Source organism: Anaerosacchariphilus hominis (assembly GCF_014290175.1).
Lineage (GTDB): Bacteria > Bacillota > Clostridia > Lachnospirales > Lachnospiraceae > Laedolimicola > Laedolimicola hominis.
On record NZ_JACOOR010000005.1, the window covers coordinates 236,976 to 253,733 of the forward strand.

Here is a 16,758-nt window from a genome sequence, read left to right on the forward strand (position 1 = left end):
CTTTCTCAACGGCTCTATTTTACCATAGCTTCCACAAGTCTGGCAATGTCTTTCGGCAGGGGTGCATCCACCCGGATGACTTCCCCGGTGAAGGGCTGACGGAAGGTCAGGGCTGCCGCGTGCAGGGCGGTTCTGCCGATTCCGGACTCCTCCCCGCCTGTTCCGTACAGAGGATCCCCCGCCAGAGGGCAGCCTTTTTCTTTCAGATGGACCCGGATCTGATGAGTGCGGCCTGTCTCCAGCCACAGTTCCACCAGGGCCCGGTTTTCTCCCTTTTCCCGCACCCGGTAATGGGTTTCGGCCGATTTTCCATCCGGAACCGCTATCATGCGGGTCTTATCCTCCGGATCCGGGGCCAGGGGAACACGAATCTCCCCACTCTCCGACTCCGGGATCCCTTCCGTCACTGCCAGATAGATTTTCTTTAAGGTTCCCTGTTCCCTCTGGGCCGTCAACCTGCCTGCAGCCATCCGATTTTTGGCTGCCAGCACCACGCCGGAGGTGTCCTTATCCAGGCGTCCCACAATGCGGATAACGCCTTTCTCACCTTTTTCCCCCAGATAGTACATCAGTCGACTGGCCAGGGTGTCCGCCTCAAAGGTTCTCCTGCCCGCCGGGTGAGTCTGGATCCCCGCCGGCTTATTCACGACGATTACATCGGCGTCCTCATACAGCACCTCCAGGGGCTCCCGGCTGGCTGAAAGCTGAGCGGAGCTTTTGTTCCCGTTCTCCGTCCGCACCTCCACCAGCTGGCCTTTTTTTAACCGGGCTGTCACCTTTTTCTGTTCCCCGTCCACGCAGATTCCGCCCGGCAGAAACTTTGCCCGACTGATTTCCTTCTGGGTCAATCCCATGGCTGCCCGCAGGAAATGCTGCAAGGTACTATCTTCGTATTCTTCTGTCACATACCGGCTGATTTTTTTCTGCATCTGTGTTCTCCTGATCTCTTTCTGCCGCTCCCGTCCTCCGGAGCCCTCCGCGCTTTTGACAGTCCCTGCCCCCTGTGATACACTGAATAAAACGATACAGGGAGATTTTTATGAAAACAGTGGGAATCATCGCGGAATACAATCCTTTTCACAAAGGGCATGCCTATCAGCTCCGGAAAGCCCGGGAGCTCTCCGAAGCCGACTATGCGGTCATCATCCTGAGCGGCGACTTCGTCCAACGGGGCTATCCGGCCCTGGTGGACAAATACGTCCGGGCGGAAATGGCGCTCCGTTCCGGCGCGGATCTCGTTCTGGAGCTTCCGGTTCCCTACGCCACAGGCAGCGCCGAGACCTTCGCCAGGGGCGCCGTCTCCGTTCTGGAAGAGCTGGGCTGTGTGGACACCCTCTGCTTCGGAAGCGAAGTCGGAGATCTGTCCCCGCTTATGGACTACGCCCGGCTCTTTGAGGAGGAACCGCCTCTCTACCGGGAGCTTCTCCAGTCCTTCTTAAAGCAGGGCATAAGTTTTCCTGCTGCCAGAAGCCGGGCCGCCGAAGAGTACCGGAATACCTTTGAACGGATTCTCCCCTGCTCCGCCGCAGACGCGGACTGCAGACGGGAGCCTTCCCTTCTGGATTCTCCCAACAATATTCTGGGCGTGGAATACTGCCGGGCGCTCCTGCACCGGAACAGCTCCATCCGGCCGCTGACCCTTCGCCGGGAATCCGCCGGTTATCATGATCTCAATCTGGATGCTTCCATGGCCTCGGCCTCGGCCATCCGCTATGCCATCATCCAGGGCCTTTCCGGCTTTCCGGATGCCGACTGCCGCAAGGAGGCAGCACCGCTTCCTGCCTCTATCTGCTCCCAGCTGCCTGAGGACTCGGCCGCTCTTCTGGAGCAGGTTCTCCGTGAGGCCGGACCGGTCAGTCTCTCCGACTTTTCCGCCCAGCTTTCCTATCGGCTTCTCTCCCTGTCCCGGGAAGAGCTGGCTGCCATCCAGGACGTGGGGCAGGAACTGGCTGCCCGCATTTACAAAAACCGGTTTGTCTTTACCGATGCGGAGGCTTTCGCAGATCTCATCAAAACCCGCCAGATCACCCACACCCGGGTCACCCGGGCCCTGTGCCATGTTCTCCTGGGTCTCACCCAGGCAGATCTGAACAGCCGTAAAGCCGCCGGCTATCCCGTGTATCTGCGGCCCCTGGGCTTCCGGAAAAGCGCTGCCCCCCTGCTCTCGGCCATCAAAGAGAAAAGCGCCTCGCCGCTTCTTGTCAAAGCGGCAGACGCCTCTTCTGTCTTATCCCCGGAACAGTCCGCCCTGTTTGAACAGGATCTGTTTGCCGCGCATCTCTATGAATCCGTAAAGGCCAGCCGCAGAAAGCAGCCCCTGGTTCACGAATATACCCGTTCGCCGGTTATTCTGCCTTAACCGCGTCAAAATCCGCGAAGGAAAGGATATCCTCCACTTTCTCCACCTGATAGGTGGACTCGATTCCTTCGGGACGGAGACAGCCCCAGAGCACCAGCGCCTGGTCTACCCCCGCACTGCGGGCGCATTCCATATCATAACAGGTATCCCCGAAATACAGAACCTCTTCCCTCGCCGCTCCCGTCTTTTCCAGATAAGCCAGCATGGGATCCGGAGCCGGTTTTCCCTTCTCGGTATCGCTGGAGGTAATGACGGTCTCAAAATAGTTCCGCATACCGTTCCTGGTAAAATGCGCGTCATATTCCTCCTGCAGCTTGGAAGTAATCACGCCCAGATGAATCCCCTTCTTCTGAAGTTCTGCTATCACCTCGCGGATGCCCTGAAACAAGGGCATACCCAGCTTTTCCGCATAGACGTCGTAATGCCTGATCCACTCCTGGGTGGCAGCCATGGGATCTGAAAAGCCCAGCTTTTCCATGGTGGCTACACCCGGAATCCCAAAGGAGAATACCAGATCCTCCAGCGGAATCACTTCGCCACGCAGATCCTTTAGGGTCTCCTGCAGGGACTGCATGTTTACCGGCGCCGAGTCGATCAGCGTTCCGTCAATATCAAAAACCAGATGTGTATACTTCTTCATTGGTTCCTCCCTAATTTTTAAACGAATGAATCGGGGCCGGAATTCTGCCCCGGCGGCTCACAAAGGCCTCACAGGAGAACTGGTTCACCGGCATAATCGGCGCATAGCCCAGAAGGCCGCCGAACTCTACAGTCTCACCCACACCTTTTCCGATGACCGGAATCAGCCGGACAGCTGTGGTCTTCTGATTGATCATTCCGATGGCCATCTCATCCGCAATGATGCCGGAAATGGTGCTGGCTTTGGTGTCACCCGGAATGGCGATCATATCCAGACCTACGGAGCAGACACAGGTCATGGCTTCCAGCTTCTCGATGGTTAGGGCGCCTGCCTTTACTGCGTCGATCATGCCCTGATCCTCGCTGACCGGGATGAAGGCTCCGCTTAAGCCGCCCACATAGGAAGACGCCATGACGCCGCCTTTCTTTACCTGATCATTTAAGAGGGCGAGGGCTGCCGTGGTACCCGGCGCTCCGGCGCGCTCCAATCCAATCTCCTCCAGAATCTCCGCCACACTGTCGCCGATGGCCGGCGTGGGAGCCAGAGAAAGATCAATGATGCCAAAGGGAATCCCCAGCCGTCTGGAAGCTTCCTGAGCCACCAGCTGGCCCACACGGGTCACCTTGAAGGCAGTCTTCTTGATGGTTTCGCAAAGCACCTCGAAGCTCTCGCCCCGCACCTTGCTCAAGGCATGCTTTACCACGCCCGGTCCGCTGACGCCCACGTTGATGATGGCATCTGCCTCGGTGACGCCGTGAAAAGCGCCCGCCATGAAAGGATTGTCATCGGGAGCGTTACAGAATACCACCAGCTTGGCGCAGCCCAGGGAATCCTGCTCTTTGGTGTACTCGGCGGTCTTTACCACCATTTCTCCCATAAGACGCACTGCGTCCATATTCAGGCCGGTTTTGGTGGAGCCCACGTTGATGGAGCTGCAGACCCGCTCGGTCTTTGCCAGGGCCTCGGGAATGGAGCGAATCAGATTCTCCTCCCCTTTGGTCATGCCCTTGGACACCAGTGCGGAATAGCCGCCGATGAAGTTCACGCCCACTTCCTTGGCTGCCCGATCCAGAGTCTCCGCCAGGGTCACATAGTCCTCCGGCTTCTTGCAGGCCGCCTCGCCGACGATGGCGATGGGAGTCACGGAAATACGCTTGTTTACAATGGGGATTCCGTAGTCGCACTCGATCTCTTTTCCGGTCTTCACCAGATCTTTGGCTACGGTGGTGATTTTATCGTAAATCTTCTGATTCAGACGCTCCAGATCGGAATCAATACAGTCCATCAGGCTGATACCCAGCGTGATGGTTCGCACATCCAGATTGTCCTGCTCAATCATCTGATTGGTTTCTTTTACCTCGTATAAGTTTATCATGACTGCTCCTTTCACCTGTCAGATCCGGTGCATTTTATCAAAAATTTCTTCCTGCTGGCATTTGATCACCACGCCAATGGTTCCACCCAGCCCGTCCAGTTCCCGGACCAGCTTTTCAAAGGACTCCGCCTTTTCGGTATCCACGATCATCATCATGTTGAAATAGCCCTGTACGATGGTCTGGGAGATATCCAGAATATTCACGTTATTTTCTGCCAGGTAAGTACATACCTTTGCGATAATGCCTACAGTATCCTTTCCTACTACAGTGATAATGCTTCTTTTCATAACATCCTCCTTGTGAACGTAATATAATAAAAATATGATAAAATGAGAGCGGCTCTCACTTTTTCCACAATCTGACCCGCCTGGATTTCAGACTGCCACGCAGGCGGAACGTTCCTCTCTGCTGGCCACGCTTAAGGGCAGCTCCTCCGCCCGATAGGGACTTTCTCCCAGCAAAAGCTCCAGCTTAACCGTCTCATAGGCCAGCTCCGCGTAATTGTTCTCTTTGCTGAGATGTCCTAAAAAAATCCCCTTCATATTCTCATGCAGCACCTGACACAGAAGCTTTCCGGCCGTCTCATTGGAAAGATGGCCCCGGTCTCCGGAGATTCTCTGCTTCAGGTAGTAAGGATAGGCTCCCACCTCCAGCATGTGAATATCATGGTTTGCTTCAAGCAATAATACATCAAGATCCTGCAAATGGTCAATAGTGTAATCCGTATAAACTCCCAAATCTGTGGCCACCGCCATCTTTTTTCCGCCGCATTCCACCCGGTAGGCCACCGGCTCCGCCGCATCGTGGGAGATGGTAAAAGGGGCTATCTCCAGATCTCCTATCTGAAAATTCTCATCTGCATGAATCTCATGAAAAAGCCCTTCCTCGATCTTTCCCAGGTTCGTCATGGCCTTTACAGCCGCCGTGGTACCCGGCGTGGCGTAAATGGGAAAGCCGTATTTCCGGGCAAGTACGCCCAGTCCTTTGATATGATCGGAATGTTCATGGGTCAACAGGATACCGTCGATGTCCTGCCCGGACAGCTCCAGACTGTTCAGTCCTGCCTCCACCCGTTTTCCGCTGATTCCCGCATCAATCAGAATATGATGCTGTTCGGAACCTATGTAAATACAGTTTCCGCTGCTTCCGCTGGCAATACTGCACATTCTCATCTGTCTGTTTCTCCTTTCTCCTCCAGGAGTCTGTCTATCTGCCCGTAAACCTCTTCCTTGGTGCCGTTATTCTCAATGACCCGGGCGCAGTGCTTCCGGTATTCCTCATCGGGCTTCTGGTTGGCGAAGATAGCGTCGATCTTCTCATCCGAATAGCCGCGGGTCTCCTTTAAACGGGCCCGGCGTACTTCTTTTTCTGCGGCGATGTACCAGAACTCGCTACAGATCTCCTCGTAATGATCCTCGATCAGAAGAGCAGCCTCCACCACAAAGAGGCGGCAGTTTCCCTTTGTCCGCTCCTCTTCGATGGCTTCCCGGATCCACTGCTTCACCGCCGGGTGCATAAGCCCGCTCTGCCATGCCAGTTCCTTTTCGTCTGAAAATACGATCTTCGCCACTGCAGCCCGGTCCAGGGTTCCGTCCTCCCGGATCACCCCTTCGCCGAAGTGCTCCCGGATCCTGCAGAAGCACTCTGTCCCGGGCTCCATCAGAAGATGGCCTACCTCGTCTGCCTCCACGACGCGCACTCCCGGCTTTTCTGCCAGATACTTCAGCACAGCGCTCTTTCCTGCACCCACTCCGCCTGTTATTCCGATTACTTTCACCCCGGCTGCTTCCTTTCCTCTCATCTTTCTGGTTATTGTCCTGCTTTTATCCTAATGGGCCTCGTACCAGTTTTTTCCCTGCTTCATATCAATCTCCAATGGCACGGACAGCTCCGCCGCGCCGCACATTTCCTCGGCCAGAATCGTTTTCACCCGTGTAAGCTCATTTTCCCGTGCCTCGATCAAAAGCTCATCGTGTACCTGCAGCAGCAGTCTGGATGCCAGTCCTTCCTCCCGCAGCCGCCGGTCCACTCGAATCATGGCGATTTTAATAATATCCGCCGCGGTTCCCTGGATGGGCGCGTTCATGGCCACACGCTCTCCGAAAGAACGCTGCATGAAATTCGAGGACTTCAGCTCCGGCATGGGACGTCTCCGGCCAAACATGGTCTTCGCGTACCCTTCCGTCTTTGCCTCCTCCACGCACCGATCCAGGAACTCCTTGATCTTCGGATAAGTCTCAAAGTACTTCTGAATATACTCCTGAGCTTCTTTCCGGGTGATACTCAGATCCTGGGAAAGTCCGAAGGAACTGATACCGTATACAATACCAAAGTTCACGGCCTTGGCGTTCCGCCTCTGCAGATCCGTCACCTGATCAAAGGGAATATGAAATACCTGGGACGCTGTCAGTCTGTGAATATCCTGTGCCTCCCGATAGGCCTTGATCAGATTCTCATCTCCGGACATGTGGGCCAGAACCCGAAGCTCAATCTGGGAATAATCCGCATCCACCAGCACGCAACCCTCCGCCGGGATAAAGACCTTCCGGATTCGTCTGCCCAGCTCCACGCGAATGGGAATGTTCTGGAGATTCGGCTCCGTACTGCTTAAGCGTCCCGTGGCCGTGATAGTCTGCTGGAAGGTGGTATGAATCCTCTGATCTGCTCCGATGTAGCCCGCCAGGCCGTCTGCATAGGTGGACTTCAGCTTGGTTAACTGTCGGTACTCCAGGATATCTGCCACGATTTTGTGTTCCGGCGCCAGCTTCTCCAGCACTTCCGCTGAAGTGGAGTATCCGGTCTTGGTCTTCTTGCCGCCCTTCATGCCCATCTTTTCAAATAAAATCACTCCCAGCTGCTTGGGAGAGTTGATATTGAAGGTCTCGCCTGCCTCTTCGTAGATCTGCTTCTCCAGCTCTCCGATCCGCACAGCCAGCTCGTCTCCGTAACTCTTCAGGGCTTCTGCGTCCACCCGGACACCTTCCCGTTCCATACCGGCCAGGGTAAAGACCAGCGGCATCTCCATATCCCGGTACAGCCTCTCCATACCTGTCTCCTGAAGCTTCTCCTCCAATACCGGTGCCGCCTGATACAGCACATAGGAAGCATAGCCCGCATAAATCCTATATGCCTCCGGATTTTCATCCTTCACCTTCGTAAGCTTGTCCTTACCAAACAACTCGGTTCTGGACGGAATGGTTAGCGCCAGGTATTCCTTTGCCAGCTCCTCGGTTCCGTAGCTGTCCTTCAGGGGATTCAGAAGATAGGCCGTGATCTCTTCGTCCGAAAAGGCATTCTGATGCTCCAAACCTGCCAATCTCTGTATCTCTTTCTGTCCTTCCCCGTCCATTCGGCTCTCCAGATACTTGAGTGTCTCCTTCAGGCCCAGACAGCTGATATGCTGTGCCTCTGCCAGCACCCGGACCAGTCTGCCCAGCAGCCAGTTCTCTGTCACAAAGCCCTCCACCGGGATGATAAAGGTCCGCTCCTGGCCCAGGGTCAGGGACAGGGACAGAAGCTCCTCACCCTCTCTCTGGAGAGCAAAGGCCAGGCGCTCCGTCTGTTCCGCCCTGGACAGCAGGTTCTCCGCCTCGCCCAGGTCCTCCACCAGACGGAAGGACTTCTCGATCTTTTCATTGGCCGGGGCTTCCACAGAAAACCGGGACAGCATATTTTTGAACTCCAGACGCTTCAGGAAGCTGTAGGCCTCCGGCGTGTAGATATCGCCCAGCTTCGCTTTTTCCCAGTCGTAATCATAGTCGCAGTCGATATCAATGGTAGCCAGCTTCTTGCTCATCTCGGCCATATCGTAATGGGTTTTCAGAGCCTCCTTTGCCCGGTTGGGTTTAATCTCCTCCACATGCCTGTAGGCATTCTCGATGCTTCCGAACTGGACGATGAGGTTCGTGGCGGTCTTCTCTCCGATCCCCGGCACGCCGGGAATATTGTCCGCCGTATCCCCCATCAGAGCCTTCAGCTCGATGATCTGAAGGGGCGTCACCTGATACCGATCGATGACGTCCTGAGTGTGGTAGTTCTCTGTCTCCGTCACACCGCCCTTGCTCTTCGGAATCCGGATCCGGATATGCTCAGTGGCAAGCTGCAAAAGATCCCGATCACCGGACAGCACCGTCACCTCCAGCCCTCTGGCCTCGCTGCGCTTCGCCACGGTACCCAGCAGATCGTCCGCCTCCAGTCCCGCCTTTTCCATGGTCTCGATGCCCATGGCATGGAGCACGTCCTTCAGCACCGGCACCTGCTCATGGAGCTCCGCCGGCATGGGCTTTCTGGTCCCCTTGTAAGCGTCGTACATTTTATGCCGAAAAGTAGGTGCCTTCACATCAAAAGCCACCGTCAGATAGTCCGGCTTTTCTTCGTCCAGCACCTTAAATAATGTATTCAGGAATCCATAGATGGCATTGGTATGCAGCCCCTCGGAATTCGTCAGATCTGTTACTCCGTAAAATGCCCGGTTGATGATGCTGTGACCATCCACCAGAAGTATCTTTTCCCTCATATTTTCCATATCTCCATCACTATAATCGCCACCAGGGCTGCCATGGCCAGGGCCTGGGTCACCACATAATAGACGTTAAACAACAATCTTCCCCGAACCCGCTGCTCTGATGCGTGCAGCGCCTCCTGCAGAAGATTGTGCATATCCTGTCCTTCATTCTCGCCGTCCAGCTGAGACAGGCCCGCATACAGGGTATAATAAATCTCCAACTCCTCATAGCAGCTCTTACAGCTGTACACATGCTCCAGAAACGGCCCCAGCTGCCGGTCCGTCAGTTCGTCATTGATATATGGCATAATCATCTGCTCGACTTCCTTGCAGGTCATAGGCCCTCTCCTTTCCAAAAACAAAAGCCGCGGACAGCTCTGTTTCACTTCCGCGGCTCACAGACTAGGGTTATTATAGCACATGGGGGGAGGGTTGTACAAGGTTACTTCTTTATCAAGTCAGAATCCTGTGAAATAAAACATCACCCATGAAATTCCCATGGGTGATGTTTCTTAAAGGCTCTTGAAAGTATTTTAATGCCGGCGGCGGGACTTGAACCCGCACGCGGTTACCCGCAACAGATTTTGAGTCTGCATCGTCTGCCATTCCGACACGCCGGCTTGTGTTGCTGTGAACTCCAGCAACTTACTTATTTTATCATAGCCATCCTTAAATAGCAAGGAGAATTTTTCGATTCTCACACGATTCTCACCCGCAGGCAGTTGGCTTCCCTTTTCCATATCTGGCTTTTCCTGCCTGCTCCGCTTCCATGGCTCTGCGGAGGTCTTATCTCCCGCTCTGCTTCCGCAGCTTCTGAAGCAGTTCCTCGAAATATGCGGGCAGCGGTGCCTCGAACTCCACGTACTCGCCGGTGGTGGGATGCTGAAAGCCCAGAACCATGGCGTGGAGGGTCTGGCCTTCCAGATGGAAGGGCGACTTGGTGCGGCCATAGACCTCATCGCCAAGCAAAGGATGGCCCAGGCTGGCCATGTGGACGCGGATCTGGTGGGTCCGGCCTGTCTCCAGCCGGCACTCGATATAGGTATAGGAACCGAAGCGTTCCAGCACCCGGTAATGGGTCACAGCCCGTCTGCCACCCTGGCGGACGATGGCCATCTTTTTCCGATCCTGTGGATGGCGTCCCAAAGGCGCGTCTACAGTGCCCTCGTCCTCTTTGAGATTGCCGCAGACGATGGCCCGATACCTCCGGGTAATGGTGTGCTCCTTCAGCTGCTCTGCCAGAGCATTGTGGGCTTTATCGTTTTTGCAGACCACCAGCACGCCGGTGGTGTCCTTGTCGATCCGGTGTACGATGCCCGGGCGCAGCACGCCGTTGATGCCGGAAAGACCGTCTCGGCAGTGATACATCAGAGCATTCACCAGTGTGCCGCTGTAATGGCCTGCCGCAGGATGAACCACCATATCTTTTGGCTTATTCACCAAAATCACGTCCGCATCCTCATAGAGGATATCCAACGGAATATCCTCCGGCAGAATCTCCGGCTCCTCCGCCTCGGGAACGGTCACCTCAATCTGCTCTCCGGCCAGAGTTTTTGTTCCGTTCTTCACAGGCTTTCCCTTCTGAAGCACAAAGCCCTCTCCGATAAGCTTCTGCAGATAGGATCTGGTCAGATCCGGCAGCTTTTCCGACAGATAACGGTCGATCCGCTGTCCTGCCTCGGAAGGCTCCACCTGAAACGACAGCTTATTTTCCTCACTCATGCGGTTTCCTCAGGCTCAGAAAGCCAAGCTCGTCCTCTTTGTATACAAACAGAATCGCCGCGGCCAGAAGTACCGCTCCCACGGTCACGTAGCAGTCTGCCACGTTAAAAATAGGAAAATCAATCAGCTTGAAATACAGGAAGTCCACCACATAGGAATGCTGCATTCGGTCGATGAGATTCCCCACGGCGCCTGCGCTCAGCAGTACGCCCACCAAACGCAGCAGGCGGAACCGCCCGGTCACAGGCATCCGATTGTAATAAAAGGCCAGCACCACCAGCACCAACGCGGTGCAGAGCAGGAAGATCCCTTTCTGTCCCTGAAGGATCCCGAAGGCCGCGCCCCGATTTTCCAGATAATGCAGTTCAAATACGCCGTCCAGGATGGGAACAGCCGCCTGTCCCATCAGATGCCGGACCGCCAGCAGCTTGGTCCACTGGTCAAGCGCTACCAGCAACACTGTCCCAATGAGACCTGTCAGATTATATTTTACACGCTTTGTCATTCTTTTTCCCCTAATATCCACTGAATTGCGTCCAGAAGCTCCTCGTCGGTCACAGTCCGATCCACGTAGGCGTCTCCCGTCCGGCGAAGCAGGATAAACTTGATACTGCCCGCGTCCATCTTCTTATCGGACTTGGTGGTCTTAAGAACCGCCTGCGCATCCAGTCCTGTGGTTCCCGTGGGAAGCCCGTAGATCCGTAATCCCTCACAGATACGCTCCAGTTCTTCCTTTGTAATCATTCCCCGGCGCATGGAGAGATAAGCTGCTGCCGCGGAACCGATGGCTACGCACTCCCCATGCAGAAACTCAAAGTTCTTCAGCTTCTCCACCGCGTGACCAATGGTATGACCAAAGTTCAGAAGAGCCCGGTCACCCTGCTCTGTGGGATCCTCCTCCACCACGGCCCGTTTCACCTTGCAGCTTTCCTCTATCATGGTCAGCAGAGCATCCATATCCAGGCCGCAGACAGCCTTTTTTTCATCCAGAAGCCACTGGAAATAGCCCTCATTCTTAATCAGGCCATGCTTCAGGATCTCTGCCATACCGGAAGCAAACTGACGCTCCGGCAGAGTCTTCAGCACCGAGAGATTCATATACACCAGGCGGGGCATATGGAAAGCTCCCACCATATTTTTGTAGCTGTCGAAATCCACACCGGTCTTTCCGCCGATGCTGCTGTCCACCTGGGAAAGCAGGGTAGTAGGAATCTGGATAAAACCGATGCCCCGAAGATAGGTGGCCGCCGTAAAGCCGGTCAGATCCCCGACCACACCGCCGCCCAGAGCTGCCAGCAGATCCTTCCGGTCAAAATGCTCCAGAATCAGATGCTCATAGACACCTCGGACTGTATCCAGGGTCTTGTGCGCCTCTCCCGCGGGAATGGTGTACACCGTTACCCTTCTGCATACCTTCTCCAGTTCTTTTTTCACCTGATCCGCGTACAGCGGGCCCACCTGGCTGTCTGTCACGATACAGATCTTTCTGCCCTCCACCTGTAACGCGCAAACCTGCTCTGCCAGCTCCTCAAAGCTCTGCTCAAGCACGATGGAATAACAAAATGCTCCGTCCTTCCGAACCGGAAGAACTCTGCCCTTTTCACTCATAGTCTGCTCCTCTTTTCCGTCTGTTCTCTCAGATATACCGCTGCAGTATCACGTACTCCCGGCCCTTTCTGGACTGTCCGCCGCCTCCGGCGTAGCGGAACCTTCCCATGCCCCGCACGGATACCAGATCACCCTCCTTTGGTTCATAGCCATTGGAAGTCACCAGTCTGCCGTTCACGAATACCTTACCACCCTCGATGAGACCGGTCAGGCTGCTCCGGGAAGCCCCGAAAGCCAGCGCCAGAAGCCGATCCAGCCGCACCGACGCCACGGTTCCCGTGATTTCCTTATACTCCGGCTCATAATCAAAGTCTCTGGCCTCCACCCGCTCCACAGTCACGCTGGTATGACGGATCCGGGTCAGATTCTCACAGATAAAGTCCGCCATCCGCTCCAGGCAGAACAGATAGGTCGCTTCTTTCCCCACCAGAATATCTCCCAGGCAGGAGCGTTCCATGCCCAGATTCAGGATGGAGCCCAGATAATCCCGGTGACTCAGATCCTCTGCAAACTTCCTCTGCAGGGGCGCTATCTTAAGACACACGATGGGATAGTCTGCACAAAATACAGGAGCCTCAGGTCGAAAAACCGCTATCTGACGCTCCGCCAACTCATATCCGCCCCAGCCCTCCACCTGTACATAGGAGAGCTTCTGACCGATACTCTGCAATATATTCCGTTCGTTCAGATTCAGAAAATCTGAAAATGTCATAATCTCCCTCTGGTAAGCCATCCTGGCCAGATCCAGAAAATGCTTCTCCAGCTGCTGCTCTTCTTTCGTCATACCCTTAGAACTTGCTGTATACGGAGGGAATGTCAATGGATCCGCTTAAGATATCCTGCAGATCCCCCGAGATATCCACGCTCTTGGGCGTAGCCAGGAAAATATAACCGGACACCTTCTGCAGATTTCCTCCGATGGCAAAACAGGAACCGGAAGTAAAGTCAATAATTCGCTGGGCTACTTCCACATCCAGTCCCTCAAAATTCAGGACCACTGTACGATTGCTGAGCAAAGTCTCTCCGATCTCTCTGGAATCGTCAAAGCCTGTGGGTTTAATGACGCAGACCTCCATCCCGCCTCCGGATCTTCTCTGGGGCTTCCGAATAGGCGTCACCTTCTGGGAGCCGGACTTGGGTTCCTCATCCTCGTAATCGTCCTCATCCTCTTTCTTCCGTTTAAACAGGCCCTTTTTCGGCTTGTCCTCATAATCATCATCGAAATCATCATAGTCGTCATAGTCGTCGTAGTCATCATCGCCTCCGAGCTTCATGACATCCAGAAATTTATCGATTACACTCATGATTCAGTCTCCATTCTCTTCTTTCATTAAGCTTGCTTGCTATAATCTCTTTCGCCAAAGATACCCGTTCCCACGCGTACCATGGTAGCGCCCTCCTCGATGGCGACCTCATAGTCTCCGGTCATACCCATGGACAGGACATTCATAGATACATTATCAATGTTTTTCTTTTTTATGTCAACAGATAATTTCTTTAAACTGGAAAAATGAACCCGATTCTCCTCCGGATCCTCCACATAGGGCGCAATGGTCATCAGACCCCTGACGGAAATGCCCGGAAGCTGGGCGATCTGGCGTACCAGTTCTTCGGTTTCCTCCGGCTTTACTCCGAACTTGCTCTCCTCGCCGGCCACATTGACCTCGATGAGAACAGGCACGTTCACGCCCTTCTTCCCAGCCTCCTCGCTGATGGTCTGAGCCAGACGCAGGGAATCCACCGAATGGATCAGGCAGACCTTATCCACCACATATTTTACTTTATTTCTCTGGAGATGGCCGATAAGATGCCAGCGGATATCCTTGGGCAGCTGCTCGTACTTGTCGCAGAGCTCCTGCACCTTATTCTCGCCAAAATCCCGCGTGCCGCCCGGAAGCAGCTCCTCTATCATGGAAACAGGCTTGGTTTTGCTGACCGCAATCAGAGTCACCTCATCCCGCTGTCTGCCTGCGCGCTCACAGGCTGCCTTCACCCGCTCTTCTACCTGTTTCAGATTCTCCACTACCATTTCTGTCTTCCTCCTGTCTAGTATACTACCTGGTCTTCCTCCACCGTATCCGCGTTCAATACGATCTGATCATATACGGAAAGACCGTAACTGGTTCCTTCACTGACAATGCAGTATTCCTCGTTTTCATAAAGGACCTGAATCTGCCGGAACACCGTATAGCCTTTATTGATATTGTAGACGCCCTGAAGCTTTTCCGTCTGTCCTACCTGGTAGAACTCACCGGAATCACTCTTGATCAGCAGATCGCCGCTCTGAAGCTTTTTCTTTGAAGTACTGAAATCCTCTTCCTCCGGATCCACATAGGCGTACTGATCATCCTTATAGTAAATGGTGGGACTTACGAACTCCACCGTACTGCTGCCGTCCTCCAGGGTGGTCTGCTTCATGAAGCCCGTTCTGTCCTCCGACTGGGTCAGATAATTCACGTCAATCACATAGAATTCCTTCTCGGTCACAGCGCTTTTGGGAATCTTCAGGCCCTCCGTCTCGCTGCGAAGCACCTCAAAATCCAGATACCTCTGCCCTGCGTAGCGGACCATGGAATTGATAAAGGAAAGTACGCCGTAGGCCTGTCCATCCCGGTACTCCACAGTTACCGACGGCCACACTGAAGCGTCATCCTTATCAAACTGAATCTCTATGTAAGTCTTTCCCTGGGTGACGGTTCCATCCTCCGCTGTCCGTTGATTGGCCTCCATCTTGCCCAGGATATAGCTTTCCATCTCCTCGTCCAGAGGAAATATCAGCTGCCACTCCTCGCTGGTCACCAGCTTGTACACCGGATCGCCGCTGCTTACCAGGGACTCCGCCCTCAGATCCTGACGGCTGTAATTCTCCCTGTCGAACCAGGAGGCGTCGAGGCCGTCCACTGTGGCAGTCTCAAAGCCGTCCACATAGTATTCCACCACTCCTGCCGTGGCCGCATTGTAGCGGGTAAACAGGGCATTTCCGGTCTCGGTGGCCGAATCCAGCTGTTCGATCAGATTCTGGTTCACCAGATCCAGAATGACCGTATTCACATCCGATTGAAACTCATATACTTTCTGAAATTCCATATCCGAGGCATTGCTCAGATAGGAACTGATTTCCGATCTGATTTCATTATAATCATTCTCACCCAGGTTCAGCTCCCCGGAATTCTCCTGAAGCAGACTGGACATCTCTCCGTTTTCATCGATGGTGTAAACGGTGGAAAGCACGGAGACCTTCTCTCCCTCCGCCGCGTAATAATTCACATATCCGGCTTTGTCCGCATCGTAGACCTGCTCGGTCCGAAGGGCGATCCCCGTGTAATGGTGATCAGTGGCCAGATTTCCCTTTATCACTTCATAGCCTGAGATATGTTCTGAGGTAAAATACATATAAACACAGACTATTAGATAAATGGCGATAAACCCAAAAAATACAACGCCGATATTCATGCCATTTCCTATCGGGCGCCGGTATTTGATAATCTTTTTATTCTTTTTTCGCGAACCCGACAATGGCTTCCACTCCTCCAGTTAAAACTTGAGGACATCCCTTACGGGATATCCTCTTATGTACATGTTCTATACATTTTAGCAGGAAATGATGACCTGCTCCTTTGCAAAGTCCGGAAGATCCTTCTCTTCCACTGAAATGCTTACACAGAACCCAATCTTGAACTGCTCGCTGATCTGATTCAGCTGTGTCAGGGCATCTGTCAAATCCTGTCCTTCCAGATGCGCAATCTTTAAAAAGCTGTCCAGATACATCTGCTCCAAATCATAATCCTGTGAAATGATTCCGCAGATAAATCCGATAAACTCATCACAGTTCTTTAACGGATAATCCGTTACATTGATAAGGCGAACTTTGTTGTCCAGCTCATGCATGTGCTTTGCGCTCTTATCAAGATATACGATATTTCCTGACGCTGTTTTGATCTGACTGTTAACTCTGTCCAGTAAATGTTTTGTCTTTCCGTCTCCCTTGCTTCCTACAATTAACTGTACCATGGTCACGTCCTCCTTGGGTTCCTGTATTTTATTTTCTAAATCGCTGCTGTCCTTTGCAGATAAGAACATTATAGTGCATATCTGCAAAAAAGACAACTCTTATTTCGGTTTTCTTATACTAATTATACAATATCAATTATATAATTCCCGCCACTCCATATCGCCGCGCTCCATGGCCTTTACCAGAAGCTCCGCCGTGGCCAGATTGGTCGCCAGGGGAATATTGTACATATCACAGAGCTTTACCACGTTATTCACGTCGGGCTCATGCACCTTGGGATTCAGGGGATCCCGCAGGAAGATCACCATGTCCATCTGATTGTGCTCAATCTGCGCCGCAAGCTGCTGTTCTCCACCCAGATGTCCCGCCAGATAACGGTGTACATTCAGATTTGTAACCTCCGCTATCAGTCTTCCCGTCGTACCGGTTGCATACAGATTATGTTTGCACAATATTCCTCTGTACGCAATACAAAAATTCTGCATCAGTTTTTTCTTTGCATCATGTGCAATCAATCCAATGTTCATGTGAACACCC

General features: G+C 53.5%; 18 protein-coding genes and 1 tRNA gene. 1 reads left to right on the forward strand and 18 read right to left on the reverse strand.

The features are described 5' to 3' along the window. Nucleotides 1–14: 14 nt before the first annotated feature. The gene (locus H8S44_RS10435; RefSeq protein WP_186873624.1) at nt 15–929 is read right to left on the reverse strand and encodes an RluA family pseudouridine synthase; all 915 of its coding nucleotides are present in this window, start codon (nt 927–929) and stop codon (nt 15–17) included. A gap of 110 nt (nt 930–1,039) precedes the next feature. On the opposite strand from H8S44_RS10435, the gene H8S44_RS10440 reads away from it, so the two are divergent. Beyond that, the gene (locus tag H8S44_RS10440; RefSeq protein ID WP_186873625.1) at nt 1,040–2,359 is read left to right on the forward strand and encodes a tRNA(Met) cytidine acetate ligase; all 1,320 of its coding nucleotides are present in this window, start codon (nt 1,040–1,042) and stop codon (nt 2,357–2,359) included. Here the strand turns inward: H8S44_RS10440 and H8S44_RS10445 are convergent. From H8S44_RS10445 to mgsA, 17 genes are all read right to left on the reverse strand, one after another. Then, on the reverse strand, nt 2,346–2,999 hold the full coding sequence (locus H8S44_RS10445) for an HAD family hydrolase (RefSeq protein ID WP_186873626.1): 654 nt from the start codon (nt 2,997–2,999) through the stop codon (nt 2,346–2,348). The two genes, H8S44_RS10440 and H8S44_RS10445, sit on opposite strands and share 14 nt — an antisense overlap. A gap of 10 nt (nt 3,000–3,009) precedes the next feature. Continuing rightward, nucleotides 3,010–4,374, reverse strand: coding sequence for a PFL family protein (locus H8S44_RS10450; protein WP_186873627.1), 1,365 nt, complete (start codon nt 4,372–4,374; stop codon nt 3,010–3,012). An 18-nt stretch (nt 4,375–4,392) separates the two neighbouring features. Beyond that, nucleotides 4,393–4,662 carry an ACT domain-containing protein gene (locus H8S44_RS10455; protein WP_186873628.1) on the reverse strand — a complete coding sequence of 90 codons (270 nt, stop codon included), beginning with the start codon at nt 4,660–4,662 and terminating at the stop codon, nt 4,393–4,395. Between the two features lie 87 nt (nt 4,663–4,749). Next, nucleotides 4,750–5,547, reverse strand: coding sequence for an MBL fold metallo-hydrolase (locus H8S44_RS10460; RefSeq protein WP_186873629.1), 798 nt, complete (start codon nt 5,545–5,547; stop codon nt 4,750–4,752). Beyond that, entirely contained in the window at nt 5,544–6,176 is a 633-nt protein-coding gene (gene coaE, locus H8S44_RS10465; RefSeq protein WP_186873630.1) for a dephospho-CoA kinase, read from the reverse strand. Before coaE ends, H8S44_RS10460 begins: the two co-directional genes overlap by 4 nt. Nucleotides 6,177–6,203: 27 nt before the next feature. Continuing rightward, nucleotides 6,204–8,891: a DNA polymerase I gene (gene polA, locus H8S44_RS10470; protein ID WP_186873631.1), complete on the reverse strand. Its 2,688-nt coding sequence runs from the start codon at nt 8,889–8,891 to the stop codon at nt 6,204–6,206. After that, nucleotides 8,888–9,217, reverse strand: a complete 330-nt coding sequence (locus H8S44_RS10475; RefSeq protein ID WP_186873632.1) for an anti-sigma factor family protein — start codon at nt 9,215–9,217, stop codon at nt 8,888–8,890. The genes polA and H8S44_RS10475 overlap by 4 nt, the downstream gene beginning before the upstream one ends. Before the next feature lie 199 nt (nt 9,218–9,416). Continuing rightward, nucleotides 9,417–9,499 (reverse strand) — tRNA-Leu (locus tag H8S44_RS10480). 166 nt (nt 9,500–9,665) lie between these two features. After that, on the reverse strand, nt 9,666–10,601 hold the full coding sequence (locus H8S44_RS10485) for an RluA family pseudouridine synthase (RefSeq protein WP_186873633.1): 936 nt from the start codon (nt 10,599–10,601) through the stop codon (nt 9,666–9,668). Then, the gene (gene lspA, locus H8S44_RS10490) at nt 10,594–11,106 is read right to left on the reverse strand and encodes a signal peptidase II (RefSeq protein ID WP_186873634.1); all 513 of its coding nucleotides are present in this window, start codon (nt 11,104–11,106) and stop codon (nt 10,594–10,596) included. The genes H8S44_RS10485 and lspA overlap by 8 nt, the downstream gene beginning before the upstream one ends. Then, nucleotides 11,103–12,209 (reverse strand): 3-dehydroquinate synthase, encoded by a 1,107-nt coding sequence (gene aroB / locus H8S44_RS10495; RefSeq protein WP_186873635.1) that lies wholly within the window; start codon nt 12,207–12,209, stop codon nt 11,103–11,105. Before aroB ends, lspA begins: the two co-directional genes overlap by 4 nt. Nucleotides 12,210–12,237: 28 nt before the next feature. Next, nucleotides 12,238–12,993 (reverse strand): YlmH family RNA-binding protein, encoded by a 756-nt coding sequence (locus H8S44_RS10500; protein ID WP_186873636.1) that lies wholly within the window; start codon nt 12,991–12,993, stop codon nt 12,238–12,240. A 4-nt stretch (nt 12,994–12,997) separates the two neighbouring features. After that, nucleotides 12,998–13,513: a cell division protein SepF gene (locus tag H8S44_RS10505; protein WP_186873637.1), complete on the reverse strand. Its 516-nt coding sequence runs from the start codon at nt 13,511–13,513 to the stop codon at nt 12,998–13,000. Nucleotides 13,514–13,539: 26 nt separating this feature from the next. After that, the gene (locus H8S44_RS10510) at nt 13,540–14,238 is read right to left on the reverse strand and encodes a YggS family pyridoxal phosphate-dependent enzyme (protein WP_186873638.1); all 699 of its coding nucleotides are present in this window, start codon (nt 14,236–14,238) and stop codon (nt 13,540–13,542) included. A 17-nt stretch (nt 14,239–14,255) separates the two neighbouring features. Continuing rightward, nucleotides 14,256–15,725 (reverse strand): HlyD family efflux transporter periplasmic adaptor subunit, encoded by a 1,470-nt coding sequence (locus H8S44_RS10515; protein WP_408609382.1) that lies wholly within the window; start codon nt 15,723–15,725, stop codon nt 14,256–14,258. A gap of 75 nt (nt 15,726–15,800) precedes the next feature. Further along, on the reverse strand, nt 15,801–16,220 hold the full coding sequence (locus H8S44_RS10520; RefSeq protein WP_186873640.1) for a twitching motility protein PilT: 420 nt from the start codon (nt 16,218–16,220) through the stop codon (nt 15,801–15,803). Between the two features lie 132 nt (nt 16,221–16,352). Continuing rightward, complete coding sequence (gene mgsA / locus H8S44_RS10525; RefSeq protein WP_186873641.1) at nt 16,353–16,748, reverse strand: methylglyoxal synthase; 396 nt, start codon at nt 16,746–16,748, stop codon at nt 16,353–16,355. Nucleotides 16,749–16,758 lie beyond the last annotated feature (10 nt).